Below are 19,136 nucleotides of genomic sequence, written 5' to 3'. Positions count from 1 at the left end.
GGGGGTGATAGACGGAGGGGCCATGCCCATCGCCGAGCTGAACGGACAGGGAATCTACTTCGAGGACTCCGGTGGAAACGGCCGGCCCATCATCCTGGGCCATGGCTTCCTCATGGACCACCGGATGTTCGACGCGCAGGTGGCGGCGCTCGCTCCCGAGTTCCGCGTCATCCGCTGGGATGCCCGCGGCTTCGGGCAGACACGCTGGGACGGCAAGCCCTTCACGCCGTGGGACTCGGCCGCGGACTGCGTGGCGCTGCTGGACCACCTGGGCATCGAGCGGGCCGTCGTGGGCGGCATGTCCCAGGGAGGCTACAGCGCGCTGCGCGTGGCGCTGAAGCACCCCGGGCGCGTCCGGGCGCTGGTGCTGATGAGCACCCGGGGCACCAACGACGACGCGCCCACCCGCGCCGCCTACCAGCAGTCCGCCGACATCTGGGAGACGCAGGGCCCCATCGACCCGCTGGTGCAGGGGCTGGCGCAGGCCATCATCGGGGACACGCGCTACTTCGACACCTGGCTGCCGCGCTGGCGGCAAATCCCCGGCGGACACTTCGCCAACGCCATCCGCTCGCTCATCGACCGGGACGACATCTCCGGGCGGCTGACGGAGATTCGCTGCCCCGCCATCGTCTTCCACGGGCTGGAGGACCACGGCATGCCCCCGGCCCACGGCGAGCACCTGCACCAGACGCTGCCCGGCAGCGTGCGCTTCATCCCGGTTCCCGGCGCCGCGCACGCGGCGAACATGACGCACCCGGAAGCCGTCAATCCGGCGCTGCTGGAGTTCCTGCGCGCCCACGCCTGACACGCGAAAGCCGCGGACGCCTCCAAGCGCGCCCGCGGCTTCCTGTCCCCCGCTTCGCTGACGCTCAGTAGGTGATGTTGTAGCGGGCGGCCTGCGCCTTCACGCCCTTCATCACGTTGGCGTCGAAGGCGTCCTCCTTCTCGGGGGCGTTCTTCGTCAGCCACGCCTCGCGCTCCGCGGCCAGCGTCTCCGCCTTCTTCTCCAGCGCCTTCTTCTCCTCGGAGAGCGCCTTCACCTTCGCGACCTGCGCCTCCTTCGACATGCCCTTGAGTTCGGAGGGGAGCTCGTCCGCTTTCACGCCATCCAGCGCGGACGGCGCCTCCACCAGGTCCACCGCGCCGCCCACCGCCTTGGGCGCGCTGCTCGCGGGGGCGCCCGCGGCCCCACCGCCGCGCGTCTTCTTCATGTAGCTGATGCGCTCGGCCGCAGCCTCCGGCGCCAGCGCCCCCATGGAAGCGGCGCGCGCCATGTTCTCCGCCTGGACCTCCCTGCGGCCCGTGTAGAGCGTCTTGGTGGCCAGCTCCGCGTTCACCTTCGCCAGCTCCGCGTCATACGGCGTGGCGACGGCGACCATGCCACCGCCCTGGTCAATGGAGTCGAAGGTGCCGTCCGTCAGCTTCGCCACGAACCGCCACGACACCTCCGTCTCGGCATCCCCACCGCACCGCACGGTGTTCACGACGATGTGCTTCTCCCGGGCCTTCTTCGCCCAGTGCTTGAAGTCCCAGTCGTCGTTGCGCTGCGCCGGGGGCGCGTCCCCCACCAGGAAGATGGCCTTCATCACCTCGCGGTTCTTGCTCCAGGACAGCTTGGACACAGCCTCGCCCAGCCCGCGCCCCACGTGCTCGGGCGTATCCCCGCCGCCCCCCGCCTCGAACTTGCGCAGGTTGGCGAACACCGTGTCCAGGTCGTCGCTCAGGTCGAAGCGCTTCGTGACGTAGTCGTCGCCCACGTCGCGGTAGGCCACCAGCCCCACCTTCAGGTGCGGCGTCGGACGGCCCTGCGCGATGCGCGATGCGATGGAGTAGATTTTCCGCTTCGCCCCCTCCAGCAGCCCGCTCATCGAGCCCGTCGTATCCAGCACGAACACCACTTCAATCTCCGGCCGGGCGGCGGCGGGGACCTGCGGCTGCTGGGACGGCGCTGGCTGCGCGGGCTTCTGGTTCGGAGCGGGCTTCGCCTGAGCGGCCGGCGTCGCCGTCTTGGCGGGCGCGGGCTGCTCCACGGGCTTGAAAACCGGGCTCTCCTCGGCCAGGGACAGGGCAGCGGACAGAGCGGTGACGAGCGCGGCCGACAGCGCGGCGCGCGACAGGGACTTGCGGTCCATGGCGTTCTCCAAGGGGAAGGACGACGGCGAGGTTCGAAACGAATGACCTCGCCCCCGGGTCTACGCCCCGGTCGATTTCTCACACGCGCCGCGGGTTGCACCCGCCCGGCCCTGGCGTTAGGGCACCTTCCGCGTGCGCGTCTTCCATTCGGACAGCTACGAAGTCCCGTTGCCTCCCGGTCACCGCTTCCCCATGGAGAAGTACCGACTGCTGCGCGAGGCGCTCCTGGAGCGGGGCGTTCTCTCCCCGGAGTCCCTCACCGAATCCACGCCCTGCCCACGCCAGGACCTCGCGCGCGTCCACACGCCCCGCTACCTCGACGCGCTGTCCCAGGGCACCCTCACCGACGCCGAGCAACGGCGCCTCGGCTTCCCCTGGTCCCCCGAGCTGGTGCGGCGCTTCTCCGCCGCGGTGGCGGGCACCCTCGACGCCGCCCGCGCGGCGCTCCAGGACGGCATCGGCGGCAACCTCTCCGGCGGCACGCACCACGGCTTTCCGGACCACGGCGAGGGCTTCTGCGTCTTCAATGACATCGCGGTGGCCATCCGCGCGCTCCAGGCCTCGCGCGACATCCGCCGGGCCGTGGTGGTGGACCTGGACGTCCACCAGGGCAACGGCACCGCCGCCGTCTTCACCGGCGACGACTCCGTCTTCACCTTCTCCATGCACGGGGAGAACAACTTCCCCTTCCGCAAGCAGCCCTCCCACCTCGACGTGGGCCTGCCGGACGGAACGGGAGACGCGGCCTACCTGGACGCGCTCGCCCTGCACCTGCCCGAAGTGCTCGACAGCGCGGGCGCCTGCATCCTCTTCTTCCAGGCGGGCGTGGACCCACTCACGGAAGACGCGCTGGGACGGCTGTCCCTCACTCACGCCGGACTGAGAGCGCGCGACAGGCTGGTGCTGGAGGCGGCACGCCAGCGAGGCATCCCCGCGGTGCTCACCCTGGGCGGCGGCTACGCGAAACCCCTGTCCGCCACGATTGATGCGCACGTGGGCACCTATGAAGTGGCCCGTGCGCTGTTCCGCTGAGCCCGCCTGCTCTGGAGCGGCTTGCCCGGGTGCCACGGTGGACGGATGCTGGCACGCACCAGGAGATTCAAGAACATGACCCCATCCCTCCGCCGGTCCCTCATCGGGGGCCTGTTCCTCGTCGGCAGCGCGCTCGCATTGTCCTGCGGCAGCGACGGGCCCTTCTTCCGCATCGCCTTCGACCTCCCCGACACCCTCACCGCCATTCCGGGCGAGAGCCTTCCGGTGGACATCACCGTGCGGCGCGAGGGCGACGACCAGAGCGCGTTCCGCCTCAACCTCCAGAATGCGCCCGAGGGCGTGACGCTCACGCCGGAAATCGTCCTGCCCGAAGGCGAGCCCAGCGTCACTGCGACCGCCACCTATTCAGTGGCGCAGGACACGCAGGCCCGGGGCATGATGCGCGCCCTGCTGATGGCCACCAACGCCACGGAGACGTTCGCGGCCAGCGCCAACATCTTCCTCGTCATCCTTCCGCCGCCCGTGGCCCAGCCGGACTTCTCCGTCACCATCGAGCCGCGCCAGCTGGACCTGTTCGCCGGTCAGAACGAGAAGGTGCGCATCACCGTGACGCGGGCGGAGGGCTTCACCGGCCCCGTCACCGTCGCCCTGGAGTCGCCCACCCGCCGAATCAGCATGCCCACGGTCACCATCCCCGCGGACCAGACGTTCGTGGAGCCCTACATCGACACCGACCGCGGCATGACCCGCGTGCCCGTCGCCGCCTCCATCACTGCCACCAGCGAGGACGGACGGCAGGCCAGCACGGGCACCACCATCAACGTGCGCTAGCACCGCCTCGCGAGGCGCACGCCGCAGCCCTCCAGAGCGGCCCACGGACCAGGGGCCAACCCACTGGCCTCAGGGGGCTTCGTCCCGGAGGCCGCCTCATGCCGGCTTCAATTTGAGCCCCCCGGTGAACTTGAAATCCCCCGTCAGACGGACGACGGGGCCCCGTCCAGCGCCGGAGCCTGCACGCACGACAGCGGTGCACGAAGGGGCCTGGGAGGGATACCTTGAAGACAGCCATGAGCATTTCACCCACCCGCCGGCAGGCCGCGCTGGACGCCCTCAAGCTGGACGACGAGTCCCTCCTGAAGGCGTGTGAGGTGGACTACTTCATCGCCTCGGGCCCGGGGGGCCAGCACCGCAACACCACCGCCAGCGGCGTGCGCCTCACGCATGCCCCCACCGAGCTGTCCGTCAGCGCCACCGAGCGCCGCAGCCAGGTGCAGAACAAGGGCGTGGCGCTGGAGCGTCTGCGTGAGGGACTCAAGGTCCTCACCTTCGTGCCCAAGGTGCGGCGGGCCACCAAGCCCACCGCCGGCTCCAAGCGGCGGCGCCTGGAAGGCAAGAAGCGCACCTCCGAAAAGAAGGCCCTGAGAAACAGCAAGTCTGGCTGGTAACCCAGGGTCCATTCGGACTCCAGTCACCCTGTCGCCGGACAGTCAGGGTGCGCCTAAAGTTTGCGGGCTCGCAGACGTTGCGAGGTCATTTACTGCTCGCAGGGACCTCCTCCTGGGAATTTGCCATGGAGTGTCGGGGACTTGGCTCACCAGGCGGGGAGGCACGAGGTGTGCAAAGACACCCGCGTGTCTCCATTGCCCCAGCCCCCAGGGGTCATTGTGCCCGCAGGACATCCCCCCATGCCCTTGCTCACGGTTTTTCCGACGCCGTCCCAGAAGTACCGTGCCCGCGCGCCCCGCTGGAAGCTGTGGGCGCCCCTGGCGCTGACGCTGGCCGCCTCCGCCGCGTGGGCCCAGGACGCCGCCACCGCCCCCTCCGCCGCCGCGCCCGAGCCGGACTACGCCGTCGAGGCGAAGAACGCGCAGCCGTCCGGCCTGGTGGTGAAGGTGGAGCCCCTTCATCAGACGCAGTTCATCGTGGAGAACGCCGAGCGCGTGAGGGTCCAGTCCTCCGCGGTGGTCGAGGCGTCGCTCGGTGAGCCGAATCAAATCATGGTCCAGGGGCTGAGCCTGGGCGCGTCCGAGGTGCTCGTGTGGCGCCAGGGCAGCAAGCAGCCCCTGAGCGTGCGCGTGGAGGTCGCCAAGTGAGCCGGCGCGACGCACGCGGAATGACGCTGCTGGAGGTCAGCATCGTCCTCGCCATCATCGCGGTGCTGGCCGCGCTGGCCTACGCGGGCTACGCGCAGCTCAGCGCGAGGGCGGGTCCGCAGAACGCGGCCGCCGACCTGTCCGGCGCGCTCGCCGAGGCCCGGGCCCGCGCCGTGGACCGTCAGGCCGACGTGTGGCTCATCATCTACCCGGACATCAATCCCGAAGGTCAGGCCGGCGCGGGCAATGGCGCCTGGTTCCTGCTGGAGGACCGCCTGCGCGACTTCGGGGCCCCCGCGGGCGCCGGCGGACAGCTGAGCTTCGACACCTTCTCGCCCCCGCTGGCCATCCAGCCTTCCGCGGACCAGGGCCGGTTGATGGACTCCATGTACCTGGATCGCTACTCGCAGCGCACCGTGCGCTTCGGCGCCAGCGGCAACCTGGAGTGGACCGGCATCTTCGAGGGTCTGGCCCCCACGGACTGCAGCTTCTGCAGCGGCGCGCCGCGGCGGGGCGCCATCGTCTTCCGCAGTGACGGCTCCGCGCGCTTCGTGAACGGCGCGGGCCAGCCCGTCATCCCCGCCGGCAACGGCGCCGTGAATCGGGCCGCGTCGCTGGCCCTTCTCTCCACCGACGGGCAGCGCGAATACCTCTTCGCCGTCTCCGCGCCCGTTGGCTTCGTCGACATGAGGGTCAACAAGTGAGGCGCCTGAATCCCGCATCCCGCCGAGCCCACGTGCGAGGCGCCACGCTCATCGAAGGCATGGCGGCCGCCGCCATCCTCGCCATGGGCATCAGCGGCATCTTCGGCGGGCTCATCTTCGCCAGCCAGCAGAACGCCGCCGCCAACCGCCTGTCGCAGGCCAGCGCCATCGCCTCGCAGGTGCGCTCCGGCATCCAGCTCCAGGGGCGCGCCCGCCTCTTCGCGGACGTCGGGCCGCTGTCCAGCGCGCGCTGCGCCGGCGCCGCGGAGACGCTCGAGCTGGCCGGCGGCCTCGCCACCCTGCCCGACGCCTGCGTCGTGGACCTGGACGCCTTTGAGGCCGCGGCCGGAGACCCGCTGCTCCGCGTGGTGCCCGGCTACTCGCCGGAGGAGAGCGAGCACTACCGCCGCGTCCTCGTCTGGACGCCGGCGCAGGCCATCGACTCGGTCGCGGTGGTGGTGTCCTTCCGCAGCGCCGGCCAGCGCCGCTACGTCAAGCAGTTCGTCGCGCTCTACAACCCGGCGGAGAACGGCGCGGGGGTGGAGCTGTGAACAACCCCAGGACGCACGCGCGCCGCGGCTTCACGCTCATCGAGTTGCTGGTCGGCATCACCGTCTCCTCGGTGGTGCTGCTGGCGGTGGCGGGGACCATCATCGCCGTCAACAACATCTTCCAGAACAACACCGTCTCCAAGACGGCCGTCGAAGGCAGCCGCGTCGGCACCGACTTCCTCAACCGCACGCTGCGCTACGCGGGCTACGGGCTGGACCCCGCCATCGCCTTCGACTTCGACACGCTAGGCCTGCCGGAGGCCCGCAAGGACAACTACACGCAGGAAGTGGCGGACTGGGGCAACTTCGTCACCGACGACCTGGCTTTCCGCTACCGCGACCCGATGTTCCTGCGCCGCGGCCAGCTCGCCGACATCGGCGCGGAGCCCTTCCAACTGGCGCTGGAGCCCGCCGCGACCTTCGGCCAGCCGCTGCGCCAGGGGCAGGCCATGCTCATCGCCTGTCCAGGCGGTCAGGACTACTTCCTCGGGCGGCTGGCGGCGGACGTTGCCGCGGATGGCACCAGCGCCACGCTGAACATCGCGCTCGCCGCGGGCCTCCCGGGTGATGTGCCCAGGTCCTGCATGACGGACACCGGCCGCATGCCCTTCGTCATGCTGGTGCATGAGAAGCGGCTGCGCGTGGAGGCGCACGGTGGGCGCCCGTACCTGGTGGTGAAGCACGGCTGGGCGGAGAACGCCGACTTCGACCCCATCGCCGTGGACGTGGAGTCCTTCCAGGTCAGCTACCAGATGAACCGGCCGCCCGCGAACTCCGCGTGCTGCGCCGGCCTGCCCGCGCCCGACGGCGCCGTGGGCAGCGGCATGGCCTGGGTGCTGGGTGACGAGGACGCCGTCGTGCTGCCCAAATACGACGACCAGGTTCCCGCGCCCACGTACAGCACGCCGTACGACGCGCCCCTCCGCTACAACATGAACCCGGCCAACATCCGTTCGGTGGGCGTGGGCCTCACGGTGCGCTCGGCGCGCCCGCTGCCCTCCGGCACGAAGAACCAGGGCCGCAGGCTCTTCAACGCGGACCCCGTGAATCCCGAGGACATGTTCTTCCGCACCACCGTGGAGACGTCCGTCCGCATTCCCAACATGACGTCCCGCGCCTTCTTCATCCCCGAGCTGCGCGCCGAAGGCGTCGCCGGTGACCTCAAGAACGTCTGGGGAGGCTAGCCATCATGACCCACTTCGCCTCACGCCGGGGCAGCGCCCTGGCCATCACCCTGATTGCCCTGACGGTGCTGCTGCTGCTCGTCGTGGGCGCCATCACCTTCACCGGCCGCAACCAGTCCGCCGCCGTGGCCAAGACGCGCAGCGACCGCGTGGAGGCCTGCGCGGAGACGGCGCGGCGCTACCTGCTGTCGCGGCTGAAGGTCTTCGGCACCGGCGCCGTGCCCGTCACCAGCATCAGCCTGGAGCAGGTGCTGCAAGACGACCAGGTCATCGCCGACAGCAGCGTCATGCGCACCGCCCACCTGGGTGACACCGCGTCGGCGCCCACCGCGGCGGTGCTCGCCTCGTCCTCGTTCAGCAGCGGCAAGGACCAGGTGAGCGACGCGGCCAACACCCTTCGAGAAGGCACGGCCGGCGGCAGCTACTACCGCGTGGTCGTCATGTGTGACGAACCCGGAGGCCGCCAGGCCGAGACCGAGTTCGTCTTCCGCTTCGGCATCTGACCCCTTCCGCCCCGCCCTTCCCCGAGCCCCCCATGAAGGCACTCTTCTCCACCCTGACGGCCCTGTCCGTGCTGCTGGCCGCTCCTGGCGCGCTCGCGCAGGACCCGGCGTCTTGCAGCCTGCAGTCCACCTCTCGCCTGGACGCGCTGCTCAACCCCGCGCGCGGCAGCGACGAGCGCTTCTTCACCAGCCCCAGCGGCCCGCCCAACATCCTGCTCATCCTGGATACGTCGGGCTCCATGGCGTACTGGCCCATCGCCTGGAGCAACAACGACTACCAGAGCTATTCCAAAAACAGCTCCGGCACCTTCCCCGGCTGCCGTCAGGCCAACATCGACGAGCTGAACTACGACGCCAACGTCGAGTACCCGCGGATGTGGCTGTCGCTGACCAACCAGGACTCGCCCTGGTTCGTGCCTACCAGCTACTACCGCTTCGATGGCAACGGCAGCACCTCGCAGTCCAGCTTCGGGATGACCCGCAACCCGGTGAAATTCAACGAGCCGCCGCCCAACACGGTCATCAGTGGCACCGCGGCAGAGGCGTGCGCCCAGGTGGTGGACTCCGGCAACAACACCACCCAGGCCGCCGCGCGCGCCGCGTGCGCGCAGTGCCTCGCGACGAAGGGCTACTTCCAATACACGCAAGAGAAGCGCGTGGCTTCCGGCAACTTCCTCAACTTCTATTCGCCGCGCGGCCACTCCGCCGTCAACGTCATCAGCCAGGTGCTCAAGGACTCGGAGCGCACGCGCTTCGGCGTGGTGACGTTCTCCGCGAGCAGCGAAGCCACCGACACGGCGAAGTGGAGCGGCCAGGACGTGGTGCGCTTCGAGCGCTTTGGTCCCAGCTGCGGCGACTCGCTCAGCGGCGCGAAGCGTGAAGATCACCGCAACAACCTGCTCATCAAGATGCGGAACGGGCTGCGCTTCAACACGGGCACGCCCCTGACACAGGCCATGTGGGGGGCCAGCACCTACTTCCGCTCCGCCGGCAGCGACCCGTTCCCCGGCTGGTTCGGCAGCGACTACCTGCGCGACTCGGGCTTCAACGACGAGGCCGCGCCCGGACGAGCCGCCACCTGCTTCACCTGCGGCTTCAACGCCATGATTCTGCTCACGGACGGGGAGCCCAACGAGCCCGGCGGTGACTCCGCCCAGGTTCCGGCCAAGGTGCGCAACCTGGAAGTCCCCTGCACCAACTGCGCCGCGGCCGGCCAGGGCAGCAACAGCGGCGGCTCCAGCAGCCACATCCACCGCATCGCCAAGTGGATGTGGACGAACGACCTGCGGCCGGAACTGGATGGGACGCAGCAGGTGGCCACCTACACCGTGGGCTTCGCGCTGACGAACACGCAGGCCATCAACCTGCTGCGCGTCACCGCGGACGCGGGCGGCGGACGCTTCTACGCGGCCACCAACTCCAGCCAGCTGAAGACGGCGCTCCAGGCCATCGTCGACGACGTGCAGAACCGGAACATCGCGTTCGCCGCCGCGGCCATCTCCTCGTTCCAGACGGGCAGCTCCACGCTCAGCGCGCTGATGCCGCGCATGTCGCCCGCCTCCGGTGACAGCGCCTGGCGCGGCGACTTGTGGCGCTTCAACCAGTTCAACGAGTTCGTGGAAGGTGTCGACAAGAACGGCGACGGCGACATGGACGACATCTTCGTCGTGGACCGGGACGGGGACATCGTCGTCGAGGACACCTCCGGCAACTTCATCAAGGACGGAGGCAGCACCCCGGCCAACCAGTTCTGGGAGGCGCGCCGCGCGCTGCTGGCCCGGGCGCTGAACAGCCGGAAGATCTACACGGTGACGGACAGCAACCAGGACGGGCGCATCACCGCCGCTGACAACACGGCGACGCCCATCGAGTTCACCGTGGAGAACCGCGAGGTGCTGAAGAGCTACTTCGGCATCCTCGGCACCCCCGTCTGCCCGAAGGTGCTGTCGCTCAGCCCCCTGGAGATCGACCCGGGCACGTTGATGACGGGCCTCCGGCTGACGCCCCAGCAGGCCGCCGCGGCCATGAGCGTCGCGGTACCCGGCTTCGGCAACCTGACGCAGGCGCAGACCTGGGTGAACGACATCTGCGTGCGCACGCTCATCCAATACGTGCGCGGCCAGGACCTGGCGGACGAGGACGGCAACGGCAACCGCACCGAGGTGCGCCGCTCCGTGCTGGGCGACATCTTCCACTCCGCGCCGGTGCTGGTGGACCCGCCCATGGACAAGTTCCTGTGCAACCTGGGCATGAGCAACCAGTGCACGCGCACCCTCTACAGCCAGCAACTGGGCGTGTCGCCCACACCGCTCGCCACGGAGAGCATCAGCCGCTGCGGCAACACCGTGGAGGTGGACGCGTATGACGCGTACCTGCACCGCTACCGCCGCCGCGACAAGCTGGTGCTGGTGGGCGCCAACGACGGCATGCTGCACGCCTTCCGCGACAGCACCGCGAGCAACGACAACTGCGAGGGTGGCCTGCCCATGATTGAGTACTCGCCCAGCAACGGCGAGGAGGAGTGGGCCTTCATCCCGCCCGACCTGCTGTCGCGCCTGCACGAGATGGCGGGCGGCCACCAGTACTACGTGGACGGCGACATCATGGTGCGCGACGTGTGGGCGGACGGCTCGGACGGCTCGCAGCCGGACGGCATCAAGCAGTCCACCGAGTACCACACGATGGCGGTGATTTCGGAAGGACGCGGCGGCGTGCACTACCTGGCGCTGGAGCTGCGCGCGGACTCGGGCACCGGCCGCTTCGGCGCGCCCCGGATGCAGTGGATGTACCCGCAGCCGGACTCCCCGGAGGCCGCCCTCTTCGGCAAGACGCTCTTCTCGCTCAGCCCCAAGCCGCCGCCCATTGGCCCCGTGCTGGTGGAGGCGGGCACCTCGGCCGGTCCCGTGTCCCGCTACAACGTGGAGACCCAGGAGCGGTGGATGGTTGCCCTGTCGGGCGGCTGGTCCCCCGGCCAGGAGAAGGGCCGCGGCATCTACATGGTGGACGCGTGGTCCCCCGAGGTGAATGGCCGCACCGACAACCTGTGGTGGAAGTTCGAATACGACCCGAACGCCACCGGCGAACAGCACGGGCCCGCGCGGCACCTCACGCACAGCGTGGCGGCGCCCGTGGCGCTGGTGGACTACGGCGTGGCGGGCAACGTGCAGCAGGACGGCTTCTTCGACACGGCCGTCTTCGGTGACATGCGCGGCCAGCTGTGGGTGGCGCGCATGTCCGTGCCCGGTGCGCTGGACCCGAGCACCCGGCTCATCCGCAACTGGAGCGCCGCGCGCGCCTTCCAGATGGACCGGGACGCCGTGGGTCCGTCGGGCAGCCAGGGCGACAGCCTCACGCGCACGTGGCCCTTCTATTACGTGCCCTCCATTGGCATCCAGCCGGGCACGGGCGCCATGCGCGCGCTCGTCGGCACGGGTGACCGCTACGCGCTGCTGGATGACCAGGCCGGCATCTGCCGCTTCGACAACCCGCAGGCCTGCGCGCGCTACGGGTGCGGCAACGTGGAGGTGGACTACCGCGTGGACCGCATCGGCGAGAACATCACCCAGTCGCGGCACCAGTGGACGCAGCGGGGACTGGCACAGTCCACGCTGACGCGTGGGACGGCCTCGCAGCCCGCCTGTGGCGACCCGGGCCAGACGGTGGTGTCGGCCCGGTTCACCCGGCACGAGGCCCGCTCCTGCCCGGGAGCCCCCCAGGACTACACCTCCATGAGCCCCGCGCGCGTGGAGTGCGGCAAGGACGCCGAGGGCAACTTCCGCTGCCTCGACGTGAGCAACGTGGCGCCCAACTTCGCGGACCTGGAGCTGACCCGCACCGTCAACGCCATTGGGAAGAATCGCTTCTACGGCGTGCGCGTGTACGGCGTGGCCGGGCAGACGTTCGCCGAGGATGCCACCGCTGTTTCCGCGGAGGGCCCCATGACGGCGAGCCAGTTCGACGCGGAACGCCTGAGCGACCGCACCAGCGACAACGACACCAGCGGTGACCTGGTGGACGTGACGAACATCACCTGCGACGCGTCCGGGGCCTGCTCCGCGACGGGCGCCACGCCCGAAGGCAATGGGTGGATGCTGGAGTACACGGACAACCACACCCACAAGACGGCGGGCGGCGCGGCCACGGTGGCCAGCTGCACGCTGTGGAACGTCATCTACCCGTCGCAGGACGGCGAGGTGTGCAGCAGCACCGCCGCCCGGGCCCGCTTCTACCAGGCGGACTTCCTCAGCGGCCTGCCCAACTGCGCCGCGTCCTTCGAGAACGCGCGCTACCAGGAGCGCGCGGTGCTGTCACCGCCGCCCGAGCCCGCCACCGCGGTGATGATTTCGCCCACGGGCAGCGTGAAATACAGCGCCGTCATGCAGGAGCCCGGACAGCGCCAGGCCACCTCGGTGGACGTGTCGGAGAACAGCGAGGTGCTCCAGAACGTGTACGAGCTGCCCCTCACCCAGGAACAGCACGCCTGCCGCCACGAGAACGCGGCCAGCTGCCAGCCGTGACGGCGTGAAGGCCCGCCCTCCCCGCTCGCCTGGGGAGGGCGTCTGGCGTTAGAAGACGGGCATGCCCGCACTCGAAGACGCCATCGCGCTCGCGGTGGCCGCGCATCACGGCCAGCGAGACAAGGCCGGCCAGACGTACATCCTCCACCCGCTGCGGGTGATGATGCGGTTGGACACGGATGAAGAGCGCACCGTGGCCATCCTCCACGACGTGGTAGAGGACACGCCCTACACGCTCGAGCGCCTGCGCGAGCTGGGCTACCCGGAAAACGTCCTGGGCGCGCTGGACGCCCTCACCCGCCGCCAGGACGAGACGTACGAGGCCTTCATCGAACGGCTGCGTCCGCTGGCGCTCGCCCGCCGCGTGAAGCTGGCGGACCTGGAGGACAACATGGACGTGCGGCGGCTGGCCGCGGTGACGCCCAAGGACGCCGAGCGCCTGGCCCGCTACCGCGCCGCCTGGGCCCGCCTGCGCGAGCCCTAGAAGACACGACGGCCCGGAGCGCCACGGGGGCGACTCCGGGCCGTAGTGCTACCAGCGCCCGCCGAGGAAAGCAGGGCGCCGGTTCCTTCCTCTCCGCGCTAGCCCTTGGCGAGCTGGCGGAGCACGTACTGCAAGATGCCGCCGTGACGGTAGTAGTCGAGCTCGTTCGGCGTGTCGATGCGGCACACCACCGTGAACTCCTTGGTGCCGCTCTCGCCCGTGGCCTTCACGGTGAGCTTCTTCTGCGGCGCCAGGTCCTGCGCCACGCCGGTGATGTCGAACTTCTCGTGGCCGGTGAGGCCCAGCGACTGCGCGTCCTGGCCCGCCTCGAACTGGAGCGGCAGCACGCCCATGCCCACCAGGTTGGAGCGGTGGATGCGCTCGAAGCTCTTGGCGATGACGGCCTTCACGCCCAGGAGCATGGTGCCCTTGGCCGCCCAGTCACGGCTGGAGCCGGTGCCGTACTCCGCGCCCGCCAGCACCACCAGCGGCGTGCCCTCCGCCTGGTACTTCATGGACGCGTCGTAGATGCTCATCCGCTCGCGCGTGGGGATGTGGACGGTGACGCCGCCCTCCACGCCCGGGACCAGCAGGTTCTTCAGGCGGATGTTGGCGAAGGTGCCGCGCACCATCACCTCGTGGTTGCCGCGGCGCGCGCCGTAGGAGTTGAAGTCCTTGGGCTCCACGCCGTTGGCCATGAGGTACTTGGCCGCCGGGCTCGTCTTGGCGATGTTGCCCGCGGGGGAGATGTGGTCCGTGGTGACGGAGTCCCCCAGCAGCGCCATCACGTGCGCGCCATGGATGTCCTGCGTCGCCTTGGGCTCCTTCGGCAGGTTGTCGAAGAAGGGCGGCTTGCGCACGTAGGTGGACGTGTCGTCCCACTGGAACGTGGAGCCCTTGCCCACCGGCAGCTGCTGCCAGAGCGCGTCGCCCTCCATGGCGTTGGCGTACTGGCTGCGGAACTGCTCCGGCTTCACGGAGGTGCGGATGACCTCCTGAATCTCCTCGTTGGTGGGCCAGATGTCCTTGAGGAACACGGGACGCCCGTTGGGGTCGTTGCCCAGCGGCTCGTTGTCCAGGTCCATGCCCACTTCGCCCGCCAGCGCGTAGGCCACCACCAGCGGCGGGCTGGCCAGGTAGTTCATGCGCACGTGCGGGTTGATGCGGCCTTCGAAGTTGCGGTTGCCGGACAGCACCGCGGCGACAACCAGGTCACCCTCGGTGACGGCGTTGGCCACGGGCTCCGTCAGCGGACCAGAGTTGCCGATGCACGTCGTGCAGCCGTAGCCCACGATGTGGAAGCCCACGGCCTCCAGGTACGGCAGCAGGCCGGCGTCGCGCAGGTACTCGCTGACGACGCGGCTACCCGGGGCCAGGGACGTCTTCACCCACGGCTTCGGGTTGAGGCCGCGCTCCACGGCCTTCTTGGCCAGGATGCCCGCGCCCACCAGCACCGCCGGGTTGGAGGTGTTGGTGCAGGACGTAATCGACGCAATCACCACCGCGCCGTGGCCCATCTGGTAGCTCTGGCGGCCGTTCTTCACCGTGACAGTCTGAGCCAGACGCTCGGGAGGCACCGCGGCGGCGGCGGCCTTGCCCTTGCCACCCTCCTCGTCCTCGCCCTTGCTCTTGCCGGCCGACAGCATCTCCACCAGCGACTTCTCGTAGCCGGACTTCATGTCCTTGAGGGGCACGCGGTCCTGCGGGCGCTTGGGGCCGGCGAGGCTGGGCACCACGGTGGACAGGTCCAGCTCCAGCGTGTCGCTGAAGATGGGGTCCTCGGCGTCGTCACGCCGCCACAGGCCCTGCTCCTTGGCGTAGGCCTCGGTGAGGGCCACCAGGTCGTCCGGACGGCCCGTGAAGCGCAGGTAGTTGAGGCTCTCCTCGTCCACCGGGAAGAAGCCGATGGTGGCGCCGTACTCGGGCGCCATGTTCGCGATGGTGGCGCGGTCCGGCAGGGACAGGTTCTTCAGGCCGCTGCCGTAGAACTCCACGAACTTGCCCACCACGCCCTTCTTGCGAAGCATCTGCGTGACGGTGAGCACCAGGTCCGTGGCGGTGGCACCCGCGGGCAGCTTGCCGGAGAGCTTGAAGCCCACCACCTGCGGAATCAGCATCGTAATCGGCTGGCCCAGCAGCGCGGCCTCGGCCTCGATGCCGCCCACGCCCCAGCCCACCACGCCCAGGCCGTTGATCATCGTGGTGTGGCTGTCGGTGCCCACCAGCGTGTCCGGGTACACGGTGCTGCCCTGGCGGAACGTCACGTGCGCCAGGAACTCCAGGTTGACCTGGTGGCAGATGCCGATGTCCGGCGGAACCACGCCAAAGCCCTTGAACGCGCTCTGGCCCCAGCGGAGGAACGCGTACCGCTCACGGTTGCGCTCGAACTCCAGCTCGGCGTTCTCCTTGAACGCGGCGGACGTCGCGAAGGAGTCAATCTGCACCGAGTGGTCGATGACCAGGTCGGCCGGGTTGCGCGGGTTGATCTTGTCCGGGTTGCCGCCCATGGAGGCCAGCGCCTCACGCATGGCCGCCAGGTCCACCACCGCGGGCACGCCCGTGAAGTCCTGGAGCAGCACGCGGGCGGGGTGGAAGGAGATTTCCACGTCCGGGGTGGCCTTGGGGTCCCACGCCAGCATCTTCTCCACATGCTCGCGCTTCACCACACGACCGTCCTCGTGGCGCAGCAGGTTCTCCAGCAGGACCTTCAGCGAGAACGGCAGGCGGTTCACCGCCGGGTGGGTTTTCGCCAGCTTGCCCAGGCTGAAGAGGTCATAGGTGGCAGAGCCCACCTTGAGCTGGGACTTCGTGCCGAAACTGTCGGTCATGTGTGTTGCCGTCCTTCCTTGCGCGGGATGCGGGAACTTCTAGGCCCCCCGTTGACGCGTTGCAAAGGGTTCCTGCGAGCGCATTGAGGGCCGGACGCTTCGAGCCGCGGATGTGCAGCCCCGCTCATCGGAACCATGCGGCCCGCTGAGGGGAGGACAGGTGTGGCTCAAATGATTTTGCGAAGCAGAGACAGGGCCCGCTCCAGCAGCTTCTGCCACAGGGGACGGCGGCGGAACTCCGCCAGCGTCACCTCGCGGCAGTCCCCGCAGTCACCGCGGAAGGAGTCCTCCAGTTGCTGTCCCAAGCGACGGTCGGCAAAGACTGCGTTCACCTCGTGATTGAAGGCCAGGCTGAGGCGCTCCAGGTTGAAAGAACCGATGGTGCCCCACACCCCGTCCACCACGGCCGTCTTGGCGTGCAGCACGCCGCGCTGCCACTCGAAGATGCGGACGCCCGCGCTCAGCAACCGCTCGTAGAAGGCCCGGGCCATGAACTCCAGGATGGGGTGGTCACTGCGAGCGTTGAGCAGCAGATGGACCTCCACCCCGCGCCGGGCCGCCTCGCGCAGCGCCATCACCATGCGCCGATCTGGAATGAAGTAGGCGGCGGCCACCAGCACGCTGCGCCGGGCCCGGCGGATGGCGTGCAGGTAGGCCCGGTGGATGCTTCGCCGACTGGACAACACCGCCAGCCCCACCGTGCCGCGCCGGGGCGGTGGGTTGCGCAGGCGCTCCAGCCGCCGGGTCAGCCGGTGGAAGCGGCCCTGGAACATCATCCGCCACGTGGCGGAGAAGCACCGCTCCAGTTCGTGGACGGCCGGCCCTTCGATGCGCAGCACGTCATCCCGCCACGCCGCGCCAATCTCCGCGGGCGCCCAGTGGGCGGAGATGTTCACCCCACCGGTGAAGGCCACCTCACCGTCCACCACCAGGATTTTGCGGTGGTCCCTCCGCAGCAGGTGCCGCAGCCCGCGTGACAGGCTGAAGGGCTTGAAGGCGCGGATGTCCACGCCCCGCGCGCGCAGCCCGGCGAAGAAGCTCCGGCGGCTCGTCCAGGAGCCCACCGCGTCGTACAACACCTTCACGTGCACGCCGCGCTCGGCCGCTTCCGCCAGCGCCTCGCCGAACAGCTCGCCGACGGCGTCGGAGACGAACATGTACGTCTCCATGCGGACATAACGGCGCGCCCCGCGGATGGCCTCCAGCATCGCCGGGTAGGCCTCCACGCCGTCGCGCAGCAACTGGCATGCGTTGCCCTGCACCACCCCGTGGCGGCGCGGCAGGTAGTAGCGCGACAGGAGCGGCCCGGAGACGTTGGGGCTCCACACCGGCCCATGCTCCGGCACGGGCCCTGGGGGCGTGGGCGCACGCCGCGGCGCGCCCGTGTCCGCTTCCCCCGACTGCTCGGTCAACGCCTCCTGGTCACGCATGGCCTCCCAACGGTGCGGATGCCCGCGCGACCCGGCAACCCGAGCCGCATCGCAGCCTGTCTTCCAGTGCCAGCCGGTGTCCGGAAGCCGACGGAACAACCCCGCGACTTCACGGACACCGGAAAGCCGTGGCGCGGCCTAGAGGCCGTACTCCGCGCGCTTGGCGTCCGCGCGGGTGGCGCACGGCTGGTCGAACTCCGGGAAGTACTCCTTCACGTGGTCCAGGGTGGCGGAGGCGCTCTTGTAGTTGCCCTGGTTGTAGTAGCCCTCCACCTCCAGCAGCAGCTTGGAGCAGGTGCGGTCCAGTTCCTGCTGCGCCGCCTTCATGCGCTCCTGGGCGTCGTAATAGAGGTCGGGCTTCGGCTCCGGGTGGGCCTCCAGCATCAGCCACGACACGCGGAAGGACTTCCAGGCCTCGTAGCGGTTGCGAGCGCCGATGTCCGGCGTCTGGAAGTGCTTCAAGCCACGCTTGTGGTACTCGGTGGCCTCGCGCACCAGTTCCTCCGGCAGCAGGTCCGGCAGCAGCGCGCGCTCCACCCAGATGTTCCAGATGACCCACGGGTCTTCGCCCGGCGGATTCTTCACGTTGTCGAAGATGATGCGGTTGGGCTCGCCCTTCTTCAGGTGCTGCGCCGGAATCATCAGTTCGATGGAGCGGTCCTGGCTGGCCAGCGTATCGGGCGGCACCTTGCCCACGTCCACGCCGTTGACGCTCACCACGACCTCGTCCTTGGAGATGCCCTGGGCCTGGTAGTGGAGGATGACCACCGCGCGCGTGGCGGCGGTGTACTCCCACTCGAAGACCTTCATGTCCGGGCGCTCCCACGTCACACCCGGCCCCAGGCCGAACGAGTCGCGGATGGGCGCGCCGGTCAACATCGAGGGCTCCTCGCCCACTGGCTGACCGTCCTCGCCGCTCAGCACCAACCAGTAGAGGACGCCGAACAGCGCGAGCACCATGGCCACGCCGCCACCGATGATGCCGGTGCGCACGCCCTGGCTGGCGTCCGCCCAGAAGAGCTTCGCGCTGGACACCACGCCGGGGGACTCACGCCGGATGCGCGCGCGCTCCGCCGCGGACAGGCCACCACCGCCCGACGCGGACGGCGACGGACGGGCCCGGGCCGGCGGGGGCGAACTGGACGGCCGCTTCGCGGGCGGTGCCGCTGGCGCCGAGCGCTCCATGGCCGCCGACCGTGAGCCGCTCTGCCCCTGGGACACGGGGCGCAGGGCCTGCAGGTTGGAGCGGGTGGCGCCCTCGCGGATTTCGTTCAGCTCCTCCTGGTCCGCACCTTCCGGGGCCAGCGCGACGCCCTTGTTGCGCTGCCGCTTCAGGGAATCCAGGGAGACGATGCGCGTGCTGCCATCGCCGTCCTGAGCGCCGGCGGGGAGCTCTTCTTCACCCGTGGCCGGCTCGTCCGTCAGCATGGCGAAGATGAACGTCACCGGCCCCAGGGTCAGCTTGTCGCCGTCCTCAAGCACCTGCGTCTTCACCGGACTGCCGTTGACGAGCGACCCGTTGGCGCTGCCCTGGTCCTCGACGGCGTAGACATCACCGTCGAGGAAGATGCGGCAGTGGCGCCGGGACACACCCGGGTCGAACAGCGCGACGTCGCAATCCGTCGAACGGCCGATGAGAACGGAGTCCTGGTCGAAGACGAACTCCTTACCGGCTTCTCTACCCTCGGAGATCGTCAGCTGGAAAGGCATGGG

At 69.6% G+C, this 19,136-nt stretch carries 15 protein-coding genes; 11 read left to right on the top strand and 4 right to left on the bottom strand.

The window, feature by feature from the left end; genetic code table 11:
- Positions 1–22: 22 nt before the first annotated feature.
- Positions 23–808 carry an alpha/beta fold hydrolase gene (locus FL344_RS05310; RefSeq protein WP_141617757.1) on the top strand — a complete coding sequence of 262 codons (786 nt, stop codon included), beginning with the start codon at positions 23–25 and terminating at the stop codon, positions 806–808.
- A gap of 64 nt (positions 809–872) precedes the next feature.
- Here FL344_RS05310 and FL344_RS05305 read toward each other — a convergent pair whose 3' ends face one another.
- Positions 873–2,135, bottom strand: coding sequence for a VWA domain-containing protein (locus tag FL344_RS05305; RefSeq protein ID WP_194862998.1), 1,263 nt, complete (start codon positions 2,133–2,135; stop codon positions 873–875).
- Positions 2,136–2,268: 133 nt separating this feature from the next.
- On the opposite strand from FL344_RS05305, the gene FL344_RS05300 reads away from it, so the two are divergent.
- The 10 genes from FL344_RS05300 to FL344_RS05255 all read left to right on the top strand — a co-directional run bounded on the left by FL344_RS05300 (position 2,269) and on the right by FL344_RS05255 (position 13,165).
- Positions 2,269–3,168, top strand: a complete 900-nt coding sequence (locus FL344_RS05300) for a histone deacetylase (protein ID WP_090484597.1) — start codon at positions 2,269–2,271, stop codon at positions 3,166–3,168.
- A gap of 75 nt (positions 3,169–3,243) precedes the next feature.
- Positions 3,244–3,960, top strand: coding sequence for a hypothetical protein (locus tag FL344_RS05295; RefSeq protein WP_228558094.1), 717 nt, complete (start codon positions 3,244–3,246; stop codon positions 3,958–3,960).
- Positions 3,961–4,196: 236 nt separating this feature from the next.
- A complete protein-coding gene (locus tag FL344_RS05290) occupies positions 4,197–4,574 on the top strand; it encodes a peptide chain release factor-like protein (protein ID WP_026113834.1) in 378 nt (125 codons plus the stop codon).
- 240 nt (positions 4,575–4,814) lie between these two features.
- Positions 4,815–5,222: a pilus assembly protein N-terminal domain-containing protein gene (locus FL344_RS05285; protein ID WP_141617755.1), complete on the top strand. Its 408-nt coding sequence runs from the start codon at positions 4,815–4,817 to the stop codon at positions 5,220–5,222.
- Positions 5,219–5,926, top strand: coding sequence for a prepilin-type N-terminal cleavage/methylation domain-containing protein (locus FL344_RS05280; protein WP_141617754.1), 708 nt, complete (start codon positions 5,219–5,221; stop codon positions 5,924–5,926). The genes FL344_RS05285 and FL344_RS05280 overlap by 4 nt, the downstream gene beginning before the upstream one ends.
- Positions 5,923–6,477, top strand: coding sequence for a prepilin cleavage protein (locus FL344_RS05275; protein ID WP_141617753.1), 555 nt, complete (start codon positions 5,923–5,925; stop codon positions 6,475–6,477). The genes FL344_RS05280 and FL344_RS05275 overlap by 4 nt, the downstream gene beginning before the upstream one ends.
- Positions 6,474–7,661 carry a PilW family protein gene (locus FL344_RS05270; RefSeq protein WP_141617752.1) on the top strand — a complete coding sequence of 396 codons (1,188 nt, stop codon included), beginning with the start codon at positions 6,474–6,476 and terminating at the stop codon, positions 7,659–7,661. The genes FL344_RS05275 and FL344_RS05270 overlap by 4 nt, the downstream gene beginning before the upstream one ends.
- Positions 7,662–7,666: 5 nt before the next feature.
- Positions 7,667–8,164, top strand: coding sequence for a hypothetical protein (locus FL344_RS05265; RefSeq protein ID WP_141617751.1), 498 nt, complete (start codon positions 7,667–7,669; stop codon positions 8,162–8,164).
- Between the two features lie 32 nt (positions 8,165–8,196).
- Positions 8,197–12,681: a PilC/PilY family type IV pilus protein gene (locus tag FL344_RS05260; RefSeq protein ID WP_141617750.1), complete on the top strand. Its 4,485-nt coding sequence runs from the start codon at positions 8,197–8,199 to the stop codon at positions 12,679–12,681.
- A gap of 61 nt (positions 12,682–12,742) precedes the next feature.
- A complete protein-coding gene (locus tag FL344_RS05255) occupies positions 12,743–13,165 on the top strand; it encodes an HD domain-containing protein (protein WP_140788353.1) in 423 nt (140 codons plus the stop codon).
- A 98-nt stretch (positions 13,166–13,263) separates the two neighbouring features.
- On the opposite strand, the gene acnA is transcribed toward FL344_RS05255, so the two are convergent.
- From acnA to FL344_RS05240, 3 genes are all read right to left on the bottom strand, one after another.
- Entirely contained in the window at positions 13,264–15,993 is a 2,730-nt protein-coding gene (gene acnA, locus FL344_RS05250) for an aconitate hydratase AcnA (RefSeq protein WP_141617749.1), read from the bottom strand.
- Between the two features lie 167 nt (positions 15,994–16,160).
- Entirely contained in the window at positions 16,161–17,423 is a 1,263-nt protein-coding gene (clsB, locus tag FL344_RS05245; protein ID WP_228564800.1) for a cardiolipin synthase ClsB, read from the bottom strand.
- 138 nt (positions 17,424–17,561) lie between these two features.
- Positions 17,562–19,133, bottom strand: a complete 1,572-nt coding sequence (locus FL344_RS05240) for an FHA domain-containing protein (RefSeq protein WP_141617747.1) — start codon at positions 19,131–19,133, stop codon at positions 17,562–17,564.
- Between the last annotated feature and the right edge of the window lie 3 nt (positions 19,134–19,136).

It is taken from the genome of Myxococcus sp. AB036A (genome assembly GCF_006547355.1).
GTDB lineage: Bacteria > Myxococcota > Myxococcia > Myxococcales > Myxococcaceae > Myxococcus > Myxococcus virescens.
This window is presented reverse-complemented; position numbering and strand designations above follow the sequence as displayed.